The sequence below is a fragment of the Pseudoxanthomonas sp. X-1 genome (genome assembly GCF_020042665.1).
Taxonomy (GTDB): domain Bacteria; phylum Pseudomonadota; class Gammaproteobacteria; order Xanthomonadales; family Xanthomonadaceae; genus Pseudoxanthomonas_A; species Pseudoxanthomonas_A spadix_A.
Genome location: NZ_CP083376.1, coordinates 626,044 through 639,411, shown reverse-complemented (window position 1 = coordinate 639,411; position 13,368 = coordinate 626,044). Strand labels below are relative to the sequence as shown.

Sequence of the window (13,368 nt, the reverse complement as noted above, 5' to 3'; positions counted from 1 at the left end):
CGTCAGCCACCGACAGTGAACTCCGGCGTGATCGACAGCACCGACAGCGGCAGCGGGTCGTCCTGCACCACCAGCACGCGCCCGGACCTGTCCCAGCGCCCCGGGAAGGTGCAGTCCACCATGCCGGTAATCAGGCCGGCGGTCTGGTCATAGAACTGGTAGTCGCGCTGCTTGATCGGACGCAGGGCGTCCAGTTCCGGGCCAACCATGACGCCGGCAGATGCCTCACACAGCAACGAGACATTGCTGACATTGCGCCGCTTGTCCCGCATTGAGGTGCCCTGCAGCTGGCTGTAGAGGTCCAGGGTCTGCGCCAGCGCTCGATAGGGCAGTCCGGCGTGGATGACCACAGCCGGGTAGTCCAACGTCAACGTGCCGTCATCGACGACCTGCTGCGCCTTGACCGCACCGTCAGCCAGGATCGCGCAGGTCTTGCCCTCCAGGTGGTCCAGGCCAGTGACGGTCCTGACGCCGAAACCCCAGTCCGTTGTCGCCAGGGCCTGCAGCGATTCCGGAACGTCGCGCTGCGCGGTGCAATGCGCCTGCGCTGCGGTCACCACCTCGATGATCTCCAGCACCATGACCACACCCGAATCGTCATGCGCCGGCACGTGGATATAGCGGCCCACGTAGCTGGAATCGAGCAGCTCGGCCGTCAGGGTCGCGGTCAGGGTCGCGCCCTTGGTGTAGTCCGCCGCGGTGATGGTCACGGTCGTGGCGCCGGTGTTGCGCCCGTCGTAGGTCAGGCCAGAGTCGACGAAGAAGGCGTCGGTGCGGTCCGTGAACAGCCTGGTGTGCATGCGCTCGACGTAGCGCACCGTGTCGCCTCCAACCTCGCGCCTGATCGACAGGTACAGCACGTCTTCATCGCCCTCTCCGATCGCCGCAACGCTCTCCACGTAGCCATCGGTCTCCAGCAGCGACCAACCCACCACGGACTGCTCGCGCATGTAGGTCAGGCACAGCAACTTGCCGTCGTTGCGCACCGCGAACACCGCCGAGTAGGGCACCTGGACGTAGGCCCATTGGACGATCTGGAAGCCGTCGAACAGGTGCGAGGCGCGCACGCTGAGGTCGTCGCCGGTGAAGCTGTCGTTGGTGTACTGGTAGCCCAGGTCGCGCACCACGCTGCCCTTGGCCTGCACGTACAGCGCGGTCGAGCCGATCACCAGCGGGCTGACGTAAGAGCTCCCCCGGCCGCCCTGCTGCTCGATCGACAGCGAGCTGGGCGTGATGGTGCCGCTGCCGTCGCCGGTGGCCACCTTGAACTCGCCGCCACTGGTCAGCAGCAGCAGCACTTGCAGCGGAACGATGTGGCGGATCTCGTTCACCTCGCGGCTGCCGATTGTGAAGCTGATCGCGTCGTTGTCCTCGGTCGGCCGGCTGGCGCCTTGGTCGTTGTAGACGTTGGTCTTGCTCATCCAGGCGGTCTGCGGCTGCAGCGCAGTGCAGGCGAACACCAGACGCTGCTGGTAGAAGCCGACCGCCGCCGGATAGCCGTCGCTTCCGCCGAACGCCCCGATCGCCCACTTGTAGGTGGCGTGCGTGCTGCCGACCACCAGTGTGGGGAACTCGGTCACGACCTGGACCGTGGCGGATAGCCCGTCAGACGCCACTGCGGTGATGGTGCCGAACCCAAAGCCGCTGTTGATGTACTGCCACTTGAAGCCGATGTTGTACGACGAGCCCGCAGAGCCGGAATCGTAGGAGCCCTTACCGTCCCAGGCAGAGCCCTCGGTGTGCGTCGGCTGCGTCGCTCCGGTCTTGAAGGTGGTGAAGTCCGGGTTGTTGGTGAACTTGGCGGTGGCTTTGTAGATTTTCTGGTCGCTGTAGGTGTAGTCGCCGACGCCGAATACCGTGTCCGCCGCCCAGGGGGTGTAGTCCCCATAGTCGGCGATGTCCAGGAAGAAGGACTGGCCCACGTCGCTGGGCTTGAAGATGGCGGCGGTGGCCGTGACCGTGACCGTGCCGGTCGCCGCACTGGCGTAGGCCTTGACCGTCTTGTCCGGGTTCACGTCCTGGAAAGGCGGGGTCACGAAGGTGTAGTCCGTGACGCTCCAATCGGTATGGCTGGTGCGGCTGATCTTCTGCGTCGGATAGCCCTTGCTGACAACCCACATGACGTCCGCACTCTGCGTGATCTGCAGGCGGCTCAGCACGTCGTAGGGCCACGGAGTCGCGAACACGACGGGAGTGCCGCCGGTGCCCAGCACGTAGGCGCCATCCTTGATGACGCGCATCGTGAAGTTGCCCAGCTCCAGGATGTAGGTCTGCTCGGTGTTGAAGCTGAAAGGCAGCAGCCAGTAGGGGATTGCGTGATTGATCACCGGTCCACAGAACTCAAAGCCTGGCCGGTTGGCGATGCCGCCGGTGCGCAGCACGATGAAGTTGCGGCACTTGGCCAGGCTGTTCTGGTAAAGGTCCAGATCGACGCGGCCGGAAACCGAAGGTGAGACCTCGCCGCCGGCGAACGTCGGTTGGGTCTGCGAGCTCATAGCCGCGCCTCGACACCGCTTGCCACCTGAACCTGCTGGTTCTGCTGGCTAATGTCGTGGAGCTTGGCGCTCTCCAGCGCGTCCTGATAGAAGCCAAGGTTGGTCTTGGCCAGGTCTTCTTTCCCCGTGATCGGGATCGAGATATAGCTGGCCAGCAGGAATCCCACGGCCTGGCGGAATGGCGCGCTCCATGCGTCCGGATTCTCGACCCTGCTGGTGTACGCCATCACAGCGCTGCTCAGATTGGTCAGCACCAGCTGGCCACCATCGTCTGCCGCGAGCACGAAGTCATGGATGGGCAGAGGCGGCATCGTCCAGCAGTGATGCCGCTGGCCCGCCAACTCCTCGCTGCCGCGCAGGGCGATCACCTGGAGACACCCATCCGGCACGCGATAAGCCTGCGAGTATCCGGCCGGCGGCGCGGTCACCAATGCCGGCGCGGCGTAGCGGCGCGCAAACTGCCACGTGTAGGCCGCCAGCGCGGTGTCGCGTGCCATTTCGTAGAACTGCCCGCAGGCATCCGCCTCCTCGCTGTTCTCGGTCAGCGCCGCGATGCGACGCCCCGCGCGGATGTGTCCCAGCGCGAGGTTGCAGATATCGATCGGCGAGGTCATGGGTCAGCCCTGCTCTGCGCCCTTCGCGAACAGTCGATCAGCGATGGGCATGCGGATGCCGCCGACCGCCAGATCGGTGATCTGCAGCTCCAGGCAGCGCTTGGGCTTGCCCTCTACCTGCTCCTCAGAGACCGAAATCACCTTGGCCAGGGCCTGTAGCTCCATCGGAGCGCCCACCGGCGGCATGCTCCCGATGCCCAGGGCCTCCAGCTGCTCGTCCTCCAGACGGACACGCAGGCCCCACGGGTAGTCGGGCTCCTTGTAGTCGCCGCAGCACTCGGACGAGGCTTCCTTCTTTTCCTCCTCGTCGGTCTTCTTCATCGATACCAGCTTCATTGCGCTCTCTCCAGAAATGCAGAGGGCGCCCGAAGGCGCCCCCTGTCTCTGCTGCGGTGGGTGGGTGGGTTACGCGTCGGCCGAGCGCGCCGCGGTCTCGGCGTCGATGGCTTCCAGCACGCCCTTGCGCGCCTTGCCCTTCGACTCCGCATCGCGGTAGCTGACCAGCTGCTCGGGCGTGAGCGACGCCAGATCGCCGGTGATGTCCGCCACGGTGCGATCCAGGAACGGATCGGCCGGCGGCGGATCGTCGGAGGAGGCCTTCCCGCCGACCACCTCCATCCACTTGCCCAGCTCCTCCTCGCTGCCGATCTCGAACTCCGCGTTGGCGGTGCCCGGGATGCGCAGCACGTCGCCGTAGTAGCCCTCGGCGATGGCCTTCACTTTGATGGTCATGTGTCAGCCCTCCCTTAGACCGTGTAGTTGCGCGGGTAGACCTTCAGGCGCTGGGCGTCCAGCGTCAGGCCTGCGGTGACCGTGCCCGCCGTGACCGTGCCGCCCGCGGTGTAGCTGAGCCGCAGGTACTTCTCGGCGCCGCTCGGCAGCGGGATGACGATCGGACCGTTCGCGAAGTCGGCCGGGGCGTAGGCCGCGCTCGTCGCCAGGACCGCCGGCGAGGAGAACGCGGTGTTGTCGTCGGTCTGGATCGCGACGGTCAGGGTCGGCGAGGTGCCGGCCAGGGTGGTCGGCGTGGTCAGCACCAGATAGATCGGCTGGCCGATACCAATGTCGCGCGCCGCCGCCTTGAGCGGGGTGAGGTCGATGGTGTTGGTGGACACGGCGGTCGCAATGGTCTGCGCCGTCGAGAACTCGTTTTTTGCGTCGAGGAACATGGCTTGGTTCTCCGGTTAGACCACGCGGGCTTCGGTGTTCAGCAGCGCATCGACGCGGCGGAACGGAACTTCTTCCAGCATCAGGATCCGCTTGCCGGCGACATCACCCCACGCGAGGGTGCTGTTGGCGACCTTGTTCACGGTCTGACGGCGGAAGAAGGACGAGAGGGTGCGGTTGCCGTAGAAGCGCGGCGTCACACCGGTGAGCGAGTGGATGCGCTCGACGGCCTGCGCGACGAGGTCGAGCAGATCGGCGCCAGACGCGGCGTTCTTGGTCAGCGCGGTCACGTCGATGTTCGCGATGCGGACCACGAAGCGCCAGTCCTTCATGACCAGGCCGTTGTGCCACTTGTAGTCGTCGATGTAGGCGCGGAAGCGGTTGTTGCTCGCATCGAACGCCCAGTCGTCGCCATCACCGGGGGTGAACTGGATACCGGCCTTCGAGCCCTTCGGGAAGCCGCCCCACACGGTGTGATCGGACCAGCCGACCAGCCACAGAGAGGTGTTGTTCGAGCCCGTGCCGCCGGCGTCGATGATGTTGACGCCGTTAGCTGCGCTCAGGCTGGAGAATCGAGGGGCCAGGCCCTGGATCTCCTCGCCGTTCGCGGCGACGTTGCCATAGAACAGCTTGGTGCAGAACGTCTGGTTCATCGCCTCGATGAAGGGGCGCGACTCGGACAGGCGGAAAGCCGTGGTGTTTCCGTTGAGGTCGGCGATCGACTTGTCGATCTCGCTCAACGCGGTCAGCTCACCGAACGCCTCGTCGATCTGCGCGGTGGTGCTCTTGGACTTCGGGATACCGGCGTTCATCTTGCGGTAGTACGCCGCCGGCAGGCCGGTGCGCTGGGTCACGCGGTGGCCGGTGGGCAGGTTGCCCTCGTACCACGGAATGTCCAGCAGGATTTCGTTGTTCTGGGTGAGCAGCTCGGCGATGTCCGGGACGCTGCCGTCCGGGTCCAGTCGCTTCGCCACGTCGATGAGGGTTACTGCATCGCCGCCAATGGTGGCCATGGTGTTCTCCGTAGGAATAAAAAAACCGCCTTGCGGCGGCTGGGGATTGGTTGGGTTGGGTTGGGGTTACGCGGGTTTCCCGAAGAGGCGATCCGCAATGGAGGTTGGTGCTGTGCCGCTACCCGCGGCCGCGTTTTTCGGCCGGTCCTCGGCCGTGGCCTTCCCGATCTTCACGAATGCTCCGATCAGGTCCGGGTGGCTTCCCAGCCCGGTCTCTGCCAGCAGCGCCTTCAACTCAGGCGTGCTGTATCTGTCCAGGGTCTGGCGGGCCAGATCCAGGTTGGCGTCGAAGTGCTCGCCGCCGTATTCGGTGTTCTTGCGCGCCGCTTCCTCCCAGCTTTTGACGCGGCCGGTCCACTGCGCCTCCAGGTCGGTGCGGACCTTGTCACTGCCCTCCTTGACCTGCTTGGCGTAGGCCTCGGTCAGCTTGTTGACCTGCTCCTGCGTCAGGCCCAAGTCCTTGAGCACGGGCGTGAAGGCCTCGCCCATCGCCTTGTCGACCTCGACGCCCTCCATGCCCTCGGGCAGCTTGAACTCGTAGGCCTCGGGCACGACGGGCGCGTCGCCCTCACCGGCAGGCTTGCCACCTTCGCCCTTGTCTGCGCCCTCGGCTCCAGCCTCTACCGGCGGCTTCCCGCCGCCCTGTTCACCGCCCGGCGGCGTGGCCTGGCCGCCCTGGCCGCCTGCGCCGCCCTCACTGCCCGGCGTGGCCGCTGGTGTCGGGGTCGGCGTCGGGGTTGCGCTCTCGCTCGATTCGCTCACGGTCTTTCTGCTCCTGCTTAGATTGGATGATGCGGAGATAGATGCCCGGGTCAGCCTCGTCGAGCTGAGCCAGCAGTCGTAACCCCGCGTTGCGCTCGCCCTCGCGGAATGCGGTGGCGTGCGTGTTCTCGGCGTTGAAGCTGAGCCGGTACAGGCCCAGGGTCTCCAGCACGCTGCAGATGAAGCGCAGACCTTCCGGCGTGCGCGCGACCGCCTTGATGTCGCGCTGCCGCTGCCTCCTCGCCTCTGCCTCGATCTGGCGCTTGGTCAGGGCCATCAGCCCACCCCCAGCGCCGCCGCCACGCCCGTGTTGATCGGCATCTCAGCCACGTTCTTCGCCGCCTGCGTGGCTTGCATCGCCGGCTGGGCAAGCGACGCCATCTGCTGGATTTGAGCGGCGCGCGCGCGGGATTGACGGGCCGCGGCGCGCTCATCGGCGCTAGTCAGCGTCTTGCGATCGATGCCCAGCTTGCCGGCGACCGAATCCATGATCCTGTCGGGCGTGGTGACATCCAGCGCGTCCTCGCGATAGATGCCGGCGATGTTGCCCAGGAAGGCGATGAACTGCTGCAGATCCTGCAGGCCGGCCTGGCGCTGGGCCTGCTGGAGGATCGACACGTACTCGATCTTGAGGTCCGCGCCCTCCAGATCCTCGGGCGGCGGCGGCAGCTTTCCGCGTCGGGCCAGGATGGCGAACACACGGTCGACAGCTAGATCCAGCAGCTCGTCGTTCATCCGGTTGAGCACTGGCCCCATCTGCATCATGCGTTCCTGCACGCGCTCCTGGACCTCGATCTCGCGCATGTTGCCGCGCTGGACGTTGGTGATGGCGCGGAACACGTCCTCGAAGAAAGTCTCCTGGATCCGCGACTCGATCGCGTTGATCTCGCCGCGCGTGTCAGCCACGTCAAACTGAACCTGGTACGCCGGCCGGAAGCCGTCGTGCGCATTGGTCGAATCGACATAGGTGATCTCTCCCGGGATGGTGCTGGCGGCCTGATTGCGCAAGGACGTCGGCGCCACCATCGGCGGCTCGACCATCTTGGCGATGGCCTGCTTCTTCTTCCGCTCGTGGTACTGCAGCTCCTTGATGTCGCCCAGTGCGTCCATCGCCGGCGAGCGTCCATAGGCCTCATTGCCAACCTGCCGCCACCGCGGCGCCATGATCGGGAACTCATCGAAGCCGGACTGCTTGAGGAACTTGTTGGCCGCAGCTTCGCTCGGCTCGAAGTAGTAGCTGCGCCAGCGCTTGTCCTTGCTCAGCGCGCTCTCGGCGTTGCGGCCAATGTTGGGCTCGATGACGTGGATGACGGTGAACAGGTCGTCGAGGCTGTTGTTCCTGTAGGAGCTCTGCACTGCGGCGCTGCAATTCTCCAGGCCGTAGTCGGAAACCATCTCCACGACCTTCTTCTGAAACTCCCGGTAGAAGGTGTCGATCCGCGTGCTGCGGCTGCAGGCCACGTAGTAGCTGCCGACCGGATAGAACTCGCAGCGGATGTCGTCCTCGTCCTCCTCGAAGATGCCCAGCGCGCCGATGCCGTACAGGCCCAGCGATTCGTACACCAGATCCATCTGGGTGTAGAAGTTCGACCGGCCGAACGCGGAAAGCACACGGCCTGAGGTTTCGTCGAGCCATACCTGGACGTCGTACACGTCCCCCAGCGTGGCATCGGCGGCGCCGAGCTTCAGCCAGGGCTGGGCCGGGTTGGTCAGACCGGACTTGAGCCCGCTGGCCAGGCGCGTGTGGCTGCGCGTGGCCTGGTTGTTGAGGATGCGCTGGTTGGCCTTGCCGCCCTTGTTGCGGTCGCTGAACAGGAAGCGCGATGAGCGCGGCTGAACGTACTCGTCCAGCTCGCGCCAGTGCGCGTCCCAAGAGGCACGCTCGCTTTTCAGCTGCCCAAGGCGGCTCAGCATCTGCTGGGCGAGACTCCGGCCGGGGGCGATTTTCTCGGCCATGGGTCAGGCGCCCAGCAGGGTCTTCTTGCCGGTGACCGCGGCGCTGGTATCGCCCTGGGAGCCGGTCAGCAGCGTGGAGCTTTGACCGCCGGCCAGCTGCGCGCGGCGGCGCTGCTCAGCGGTGTTGGCCTGGGTCTGGTCGGCGTCAGCGCCCGGGTTGGTGATGTACTGCGGGGTCTTCGGCTTGGATGCGCTGAAGCACATGGTCAGTTGCTCCGGATGGTCAGCAGCGCGTAGCGGATCGCCAGCGCCAGGGGATGCATGCGCATCGGTCAGTAGTCCTGGTGGTTGAGGTCGTCCATCGTTCGAGCCTTGCCAGCGCCGGCGCCTCGGCCGCCCTTGGCAACGATGGGATACGCGAAGCTCAGCGCCAGCGAGTCGGCCCGGTTGGGGCTCGAAGCGCCGCGCTTCTTCATGTCCTTTTTCGATTCAAGCTGAATCTTTCCGTCCGTGCGCGGCACGGTCTCCGGGGCCGTCAGCTCGTCGAGCAGCTGCGGGTCTTCCTCGATCGCGCCGCCCTCCTTGAGCCAGTCGCGCATCAGCTTCCAAATCTCCGCGCGCTTGTTGAGGCAACCCTTATCCCCTGCCTCGCCGGCAAACCAGACGAGGCGCCAGTCACGTCCCCAGGTGGTGCCCACCGACTTGATGCCCGTGCCGTAGCCGGCGTCGATGAACACCGCGTCGGCCTTGTGCTCATCCTCCAGCTGCGCAAGGATCGTGGCCACGACCACGTCGTTGTCGTTCTTGGACATCGTCCGCAGGATGCGGAACCTCAGACCCTGGCGCAGGCCGAACACCAGTTCGTCGTCCCCCTCCCAGGCCGGATCCAGGGTGAGGATCTTCGGCGCGAAGTCGTACTGCTCCGGCCGTAGATGCCGCCCGTAGGCCGCATCGGCATCGGCCTGCGCGATGAACTGCTTGGCCGACATCGACGGGAACAGGCCACGGATGCGGACCTTGACCCGGTCCGAATCCTCGCCGTGCGCGTCGACCATCTTCTGCAACTCGACGAGGTTGGTGCCCTCGACAGTCCGGCTGTCGATCTGCTCGCGCTCCCACAGGTGCGCGTGCTTGCGGAAGCACTCGCGGAACTCGCCGGTGTTGCGCGTCGGGTTGCCGAAAGCGGCCCAGATGATCTCGGTTCCCTGGTCTGTCAGGGCGCCCTCGGCGACTTCCCACACCTTGTCGGCGATGGCGGATGCCTCGTCGAAGATCAGCAGTAGCCGCTTGCCCTCGTTGTGCAGGCCGGCGAACGCTTCGGTGTTGCTTTCGGACCACGGCACCGCATCGATGCGCCAGGTCTTGTCGTGGCCCGGGGCGGTGCTGATCAGCGCCGTGGCCGTCAGCGTGGCCCAGTGCTTGGTCAGGCTCATCTCGTGCCACTTCGACACCTCAGCCCAGGTCTTCGTCCTGAGCTGGTTGTCGGTGTTCGCCGTCACGACGCCGCGCGTGTCCTCGAAGGTGTCGAATGCCCACTTGATGAGCATCGCCACCAGCGCGGACTTGCCGATGCCATGGCCGGACGCGACGGCCTGGCGGATCACTTCCCCCGCGTCCGCCGCCCCGCCCTGTAGACGCTCCCCAATTCGCTGCAACCGCTTGCGCTGCCACTTGCGCAGCGACTTACCCTCAAGTGGCGTGCCCTTCTCCCCCCATGGGAAGACGAACAGCGCGTAGCCCAGCGGGTCCAGCTGGAACGAGGCGACCGCCTCGATCAGCTCCTGCTCGGGATCAGCCGCCATCGGCTCGCTTGCGTGCGGCCTGGAGCCGGTCCGCCAGGTTGCCGACCACGTCGTGATCCAGCGCCAGGCGTTCGCCATAGCGCTTCGGATCCCACTTGGCCAGCAGCTTGAGGCGGGTTTCGATCCGCAGTTTGGAGCGCTGGACATGCTCGCCGTTGAACTGCAGCGCCACCTCGTCGCCTCCGTCCGCAGCCCGCTCCATCCAGTCATTGCGCGAGTCGTCGGCGATCTCCAGGCACTCTGCGGCGAGCGAATCGAACCCCTCTACGCGCGCTAGCGCGATGAGGGCCGCCACGTCGCTGCGGCTATCCATCCAGTCCTTCACGGTCCGGTAGGCGGGCATGCCCTCGTCTCGGCAGATCACCGCCATGGGCTCGCCCTGGCTCAGGCGCGCGGCGATGGCTTCGACCACCTCGGGCGAGTACAGGCTCGGCTTGCCGCCCTTCTTCGCGACCGCTGCGTCCTTGGTCTTCTTGGCTTCCATCAGGGCGCCTCCCTATCTGGCACGGGCTTCCAATGCATCCGGCGCGCCTTGATCGTGCGCTTGCCCAAGGCGATGGCCTTCAGCACCCGGTGCCGACCGTCAGCAATGGCGCCATTCCAGTCCAGTAGGATCGGGTAGCTCAGGTCGGCGTTCATGCAGGCGCGAACGTGATGCGCCAGGCCGCGCATGTTCTCGCCGTTCCAGGGTTCGCTCGATAGGTTCAGGCCGGCCAGCGGCACCTCGAACACCGGCAGATCCTTCGCGTCGTCCAGCAGGCGCGCAACGGCGTACCGTGCGCCGTCCCTGTCCTGGTAGTAGTCCTGCAGCGGCTCGTTGTCGCGCAGGCGGACCTTGGGGGGCTTCTTCACGGCTTGGTCTGCCCTACCGGCGGCACCGTCAGCTTGCGGATCTCGCCCATGCGCTGGTCGCAGTCGGCCTGCGCCGGGAGGTTGGTGTTGTAGGCCGCGACCACCGCCTCCACGGTCCGTGACGCCGCGCGCACGGGCGGGCACGGCGCGGTCAGCGAGGCCGGCAGCTGCGCGGGCACTTCGACCTTTACATAGACCGTCTCGGGGATGGTCGGCTTGACCACGCGGGAGCAGCCGCCCCAGCCGGCCAGCGGCAGCAGAACGACGATCAGCAGTAGGCGGTTCATAGGACGGGGATCTCCGGGCACAGGGCCATTGCCAGCTGCGCCGCACATGCGGGCTTGGCCTTGGCCGCCTGCAGGGCCTTGTCCGCGCGCGCAGAGGCTGCGGCGGCGTCCGCCTTGGCCTTGGCTGCACGCTCGTCGGCGATGTCCGCGGCGCGCTTCCATTCCTCGGCACGCTTCTGGGCCAATCCGGTCTCGCGGTTGACGTTGGCCAGCGATGCGCCGCAGGCGTTCGCGGTGGCCAGATTCGCGGCGGCGCGCTCGTTGGCCTTGGCCAGCTCGCCCTGGGCCTTGTCCACGTCGGCCCGGCCGTTCGACTCACCGTGCCGGCAGCCGCCGATGAAGATCGAGCCGGCGGCAGCGCACCACAAGGCGATGCGCAGCAGGCCCACATAGGGCGCGATGGGATCGGGGATGTTCACGGCGCGGGCCCGGCCGGCGGACAGGGCGGCGCGGGCTGCCGCAGCATGCGCAGGGCCACCGCGATGAGCGACAGCACCGCGCAGGCGGCGCGCAGCCAGGGCGGCAGGTAGTCCAGCGCCACGGCCGGCAGCTGCGGCAGCACCTGGCCCAGCGCCTGGGCGACCTGGTACAGCAGCTCCGGCAGGGCCGCCAGCGCCACGGCGTAGCGCACGGACCACAGACGCCACGCGGCGCGCCAGTCCTCGATCAGCTGGACTTTCATTTGATGCCCCTGAGCTGTCGCAGCTCTTTGATTTCCTGGTCGTGCTGATCGACCTTGATCTGCGTCTTGGCCACTTCCAGTTTCAGCGCCGGCACGTCGGCGAGCTGGGTGTTGATGGTCTGCAGCTGCTGGTTCATCGACACCAGCTGCTGGGCGGTCACCTGCTGCTGGGTCAGCACGGATTGCATGGAGGCCACCAGCCACGAGAAGCCGATGACCAAGGCGGCGCCGATAGCGCCCGATATCGCCTTCTCGATCGGGCCAAGGGTGAGCTTGGTGCGTCCGTCCTGATCGGGCTGCATGTCCATGCTCATGCCGCCTCCAGCGCTTCGCGCGCCGTGGCGTAGTAGCCGGCCCACTTCCCGCGCAGGCGGACGCGCTGAGCCGGCGTGCCGTCCGTATACGCGCCCGGCCGCCAGGTGCGCAGGTACAGCTGCCATCCGCCGTTCACGTCGCCCACGGCCGGCAGCGGGGCTGGGTCGCTCCACAGCAGCAGCCGGGCGAAGCCTGCCGCGAGGATGTCGTCCCGCTCCAGGGCCGCATGCACTGCCGACGCCTCCGGGTCCACGCCACGCGCCCGGCACAGCGCGTTCGCCGCCAGGGCAGTCTGTACGTGTCCCAGGACGCCCTTTACCCCGCCGCCGCGCTCGAATTGCCATAGCCCGCGCGCAGCGCCGCGCACCTCGGGCCGCGCGGGGTTCACGACCTGCCACCGGTGGCGGAAGTCCGCCTCCTGACCGCAGATCGCCAGCAGCTCGACCCGGGCCTGCAGCGTGTCCAGGCGCGCCGGCAGCAGGTGCAGCGCCGGCGTGATGGCGTCCCGATTGATGGCCTTGGCCTGTTCGATGCTCATGCGGCGTCCAGAAATGCGAAGGCCCCACCGTTGCCGGCAGGGCCTGGGTTGTGTGGCCTCGCGCGCACGTGCGCGGGATGTCTGCGGATTGGGTTGGGCAGGTCCAGGGGTTGTCGGAATCGAACCAACGACCGCGAAACGGGCCAGGACCGACACCCGCACCGCAGACACGCCTTTGATCCCCTGAAACCAAGCCGGTTACGGTTCCGGCGTCCGCTCAGGGTGTGAGCCCCGCATCTGGACCGAATCGAGGCGACCGGCTATTGCCAATCCTCAACCTCGCCCGGACTTCTCCGGGAGTAGCCGGACCACTCACATGGCGACCGGCGGACCTCTGAAAACGCAGAAGCCCGACGCTTGGCCGGGCTCCAGAGGGATTTATTGATGCTGGCAGAATCGTGACTTTCTGTGACGCCGATGTCAAGCGGCCAGGTGACGGGAGGCTCGGAACCACTCGATGCCCTTCTCCAGCTCCGTTCGGTACTGCCGTTCGGTGAACCGGCCGCCGTAGCCCTCTTGGACCATCTTGGCCTTGATGCGGCGGCTCGCCGAGACCGTGAACTCGGTGCGGCATACCTCGGCCCGGATGGGGAACTGCCGGCGCATGCTGGCCAGGGCCGACGCCACCCACAACAGGTCGTCCGGGATTCCCATGTCGACGGCCGTCTCGGCGATGTCCCGGGGCTTGTCGCCGTCGTCGCTGAACCGCACGGGATCCGCCGCCCACATGGGCAGCAGCCGCATCGACTCGATGCCCACGGACTGAGCCATGCGCCGGCGGCGCGAGGTGCCATCCCGGCCGGCCAGCTTCTGCAGCGCCCGCTCACGCGTCCCTGGCGCCATGTCCCTCGCCCGCTCCAGGGCATGTCCGCCCCTGTCCGAGCCTCGGACGGCGTAGCGGTTGGCCTCGGCGACGCCCCAGCGGCGCAGCTCCTCGATCACGTG

General features: G+C 66.8%; 19 protein-coding genes. All 19 read right to left on the bottom strand.

The annotated features are described in order from the left end of the window. Window positions 1–2: 2 nt before the first annotated feature. The 19 genes from LAJ50_RS02925 to LAJ50_RS02835 all read right to left on the bottom strand — a co-directional run bounded on the left by LAJ50_RS02925 (window position 3) and on the right by LAJ50_RS02835 (window position 13,365). The gene (locus LAJ50_RS02925) at window positions 3–2,495 is read right to left on the bottom strand and encodes a hypothetical protein (RefSeq protein ID WP_138651726.1); all 2,493 of its coding nucleotides are present in this window, start codon (window positions 2,493–2,495) and stop codon (window positions 3–5) included. Further along, a complete protein-coding gene (locus LAJ50_RS02920; protein ID WP_138651728.1) occupies window positions 2,492–3,109 on the bottom strand; it encodes a hypothetical protein in 618 nt (205 codons plus the stop codon). Before LAJ50_RS02920 ends, LAJ50_RS02925 begins: the two co-directional genes overlap by 4 nt. A 3-nt stretch (window positions 3,110–3,112) precedes the next feature. Continuing rightward, window positions 3,113–3,430, bottom strand: coding sequence for a capsid staple protein (gene gp10 / locus LAJ50_RS02915; RefSeq protein ID WP_224096447.1), 318 nt, complete (start codon window positions 3,428–3,430; stop codon window positions 3,113–3,115). Between the two features lie 84 nt (window positions 3,431–3,514). Then, window positions 3,515–3,841 carry a hypothetical protein gene (locus tag LAJ50_RS02910; RefSeq protein ID WP_138651732.1) on the bottom strand — a complete coding sequence of 109 codons (327 nt, stop codon included), beginning with the start codon at window positions 3,839–3,841 and terminating at the stop codon, window positions 3,515–3,517. Between the two features lie 14 nt (window positions 3,842–3,855). Beyond that, on the bottom strand, window positions 3,856–4,278 hold the full coding sequence (locus LAJ50_RS02905) for a Bbp16 family capsid cement protein (protein WP_138651734.1): 423 nt from the start codon (window positions 4,276–4,278) through the stop codon (window positions 3,856–3,858). Between the two features lie 15 nt (window positions 4,279–4,293). Next, window positions 4,294–5,289 (bottom strand): major capsid protein, encoded by a 996-nt coding sequence (locus tag LAJ50_RS02900; RefSeq protein WP_138651736.1) that lies wholly within the window; start codon window positions 5,287–5,289, stop codon window positions 4,294–4,296. A 66-nt stretch (window positions 5,290–5,355) separates the two neighbouring features. Beyond that, window positions 5,356–6,051, bottom strand: coding sequence for a hypothetical protein (locus LAJ50_RS02895; protein WP_138651738.1), 696 nt, complete (start codon window positions 6,049–6,051; stop codon window positions 5,356–5,358). Then, the gene (locus LAJ50_RS02890) at window positions 5,984–6,328 is read right to left on the bottom strand and encodes a hypothetical protein (RefSeq protein WP_138651740.1); all 345 of its coding nucleotides are present in this window, start codon (window positions 6,326–6,328) and stop codon (window positions 5,984–5,986) included. Before LAJ50_RS02890 ends, LAJ50_RS02895 begins: the two co-directional genes overlap by 68 nt. Next, window positions 6,328–8,007: a portal protein gene (locus LAJ50_RS02885; protein ID WP_138651742.1), complete on the bottom strand. Its 1,680-nt coding sequence runs from the start codon at window positions 8,005–8,007 to the stop codon at window positions 6,328–6,330. Before LAJ50_RS02885 ends, LAJ50_RS02890 begins: the two co-directional genes overlap by 1 nt. A 3-nt stretch (window positions 8,008–8,010) precedes the next feature. Further along, window positions 8,011–8,211 carry a hypothetical protein gene (locus LAJ50_RS02880; protein ID WP_138651744.1) on the bottom strand — a complete coding sequence of 67 codons (201 nt, stop codon included), beginning with the start codon at window positions 8,209–8,211 and terminating at the stop codon, window positions 8,011–8,013. Between the two features lie 68 nt (window positions 8,212–8,279). Continuing rightward, complete coding sequence (locus LAJ50_RS02875; protein ID WP_138651746.1) at window positions 8,280–9,749, bottom strand: terminase; 1,470 nt, start codon at window positions 9,747–9,749, stop codon at window positions 8,280–8,282. Then, window positions 9,739–10,233 (bottom strand): DNA packaging protein, encoded by a 495-nt coding sequence (locus tag LAJ50_RS02870; protein WP_138651748.1) that lies wholly within the window; start codon window positions 10,231–10,233, stop codon window positions 9,739–9,741. The genes LAJ50_RS02875 and LAJ50_RS02870 overlap by 11 nt, the downstream gene beginning before the upstream one ends. Next, window positions 10,233–10,601 (bottom strand): hypothetical protein, encoded by a 369-nt coding sequence (locus LAJ50_RS02865; RefSeq protein WP_138651750.1) that lies wholly within the window; start codon window positions 10,599–10,601, stop codon window positions 10,233–10,235. Before LAJ50_RS02865 ends, LAJ50_RS02870 begins: the two co-directional genes overlap by 1 nt. Next, window positions 10,598–10,888: a hypothetical protein gene (locus tag LAJ50_RS02860; protein ID WP_138651752.1), complete on the bottom strand. Its 291-nt coding sequence runs from the start codon at window positions 10,886–10,888 to the stop codon at window positions 10,598–10,600. Before LAJ50_RS02860 ends, LAJ50_RS02865 begins: the two co-directional genes overlap by 4 nt. Continuing rightward, window positions 10,885–11,277 carry a hypothetical protein gene (locus LAJ50_RS02855; RefSeq protein WP_138651754.1) on the bottom strand — a complete coding sequence of 131 codons (393 nt, stop codon included), beginning with the start codon at window positions 11,275–11,277 and terminating at the stop codon, window positions 10,885–10,887. The genes LAJ50_RS02860 and LAJ50_RS02855 overlap by 4 nt, the downstream gene beginning before the upstream one ends. A gap of 26 nt (window positions 11,278–11,303) precedes the next feature. After that, window positions 11,304–11,570: a hypothetical protein gene (locus LAJ50_RS02850; protein WP_138651756.1), complete on the bottom strand. Its 267-nt coding sequence runs from the start codon at window positions 11,568–11,570 to the stop codon at window positions 11,304–11,306. After that, window positions 11,567–11,884 carry a hypothetical protein gene (locus LAJ50_RS02845; protein ID WP_224096446.1) on the bottom strand — a complete coding sequence of 106 codons (318 nt, stop codon included), beginning with the start codon at window positions 11,882–11,884 and terminating at the stop codon, window positions 11,567–11,569. Before LAJ50_RS02845 ends, LAJ50_RS02850 begins: the two co-directional genes overlap by 4 nt. Continuing rightward, on the bottom strand, window positions 11,881–12,423 hold the full coding sequence (locus tag LAJ50_RS02840) for a hypothetical protein (RefSeq protein ID WP_138651758.1): 543 nt from the start codon (window positions 12,421–12,423) through the stop codon (window positions 11,881–11,883). The genes LAJ50_RS02845 and LAJ50_RS02840 overlap by 4 nt, the downstream gene beginning before the upstream one ends. Window positions 12,424–12,843: 420 nt before the next feature. Then, complete coding sequence (locus LAJ50_RS02835; RefSeq protein ID WP_224096445.1) at window positions 12,844–13,365, bottom strand: hypothetical protein; 522 nt, start codon at window positions 13,363–13,365, stop codon at window positions 12,844–12,846. Window positions 13,366–13,368 lie beyond the last annotated feature (3 nt).

Coding starts and splice junctions, on each gene's coding strand:
- LAJ50_RS02925 (WP_138651726.1), bottom strand. CDS start 2,495: ATGAGCTCGCAGACCCAACCGACGTTCGCCGGCGGCGAGGTCTCACCT.
- LAJ50_RS02920 (WP_138651728.1), bottom strand. CDS start 3,109: ATGACCTCGCCGATCGATATCTGCAACCTCGCGCTGGGACACATCCGC.
- gp10 (WP_224096447.1), bottom strand. CDS start 3,430: ATGAAGAAGACCGACGAGGAGGAAAAGAAGGAAGCCTCGTCCGAGTGC.
- LAJ50_RS02910 (WP_138651732.1), bottom strand. CDS start 3,841: ATGACCATCAAAGTGAAGGCCATCGCCGAGGGCTACTACGGCGACGTG.
- LAJ50_RS02905 (WP_138651734.1), bottom strand. CDS start 4,278: ATGTTCCTCGACGCAAAAAACGAGTTCTCGACGGCGCAGACCATTGCG.
- LAJ50_RS02900 (WP_138651736.1), bottom strand. CDS start 5,289: ATGGCCACCATTGGCGGCGATGCAGTAACCCTCATCGACGTGGCGAAG.
- LAJ50_RS02890 (WP_138651740.1), bottom strand. CDS start 6,328: ATGGCCCTGACCAAGCGCCAGATCGAGGCAGAGGCGAGGAGGCAGCGG.
- LAJ50_RS02885 (WP_138651742.1), bottom strand. CDS start 8,007: ATGGCCGAGAAAATCGCCCCCGGCCGGAGTCTCGCCCAGCAGATGCTG.
- LAJ50_RS02880 (WP_138651744.1), bottom strand. CDS start 8,211: ATGTGCTTCAGCGCATCCAAGCCGAAGACCCCGCAGTACATCACCAAC.
- LAJ50_RS02875 (WP_138651746.1), bottom strand. CDS start 9,749: ATGGCGGCTGATCCCGAGCAGGAGCTGATCGAGGCGGTCGCCTCGTTC.
- LAJ50_RS02870 (WP_138651748.1), bottom strand. CDS start 10,233: ATGGAAGCCAAGAAGACCAAGGACGCAGCGGTCGCGAAGAAGGGCGGC.
- LAJ50_RS02860 (WP_138651752.1), bottom strand. CDS start 10,888: ATGAACCGCCTACTGCTGATCGTCGTTCTGCTGCCGCTGGCCGGCTGG.
- LAJ50_RS02850 (WP_138651756.1), bottom strand. CDS start 11,570: ATGAAAGTCCAGCTGATCGAGGACTGGCGCGCCGCGTGGCGTCTGTGG.
- LAJ50_RS02845 (WP_224096446.1), bottom strand. CDS start 11,884: ATGAGCATGGACATGCAGCCCGATCAGGACGGACGCACCAAGCTCACC.
- LAJ50_RS02840 (WP_138651758.1), bottom strand. CDS start 12,423: ATGAGCATCGAACAGGCCAAGGCCATCAATCGGGACGCCATCACGCCG.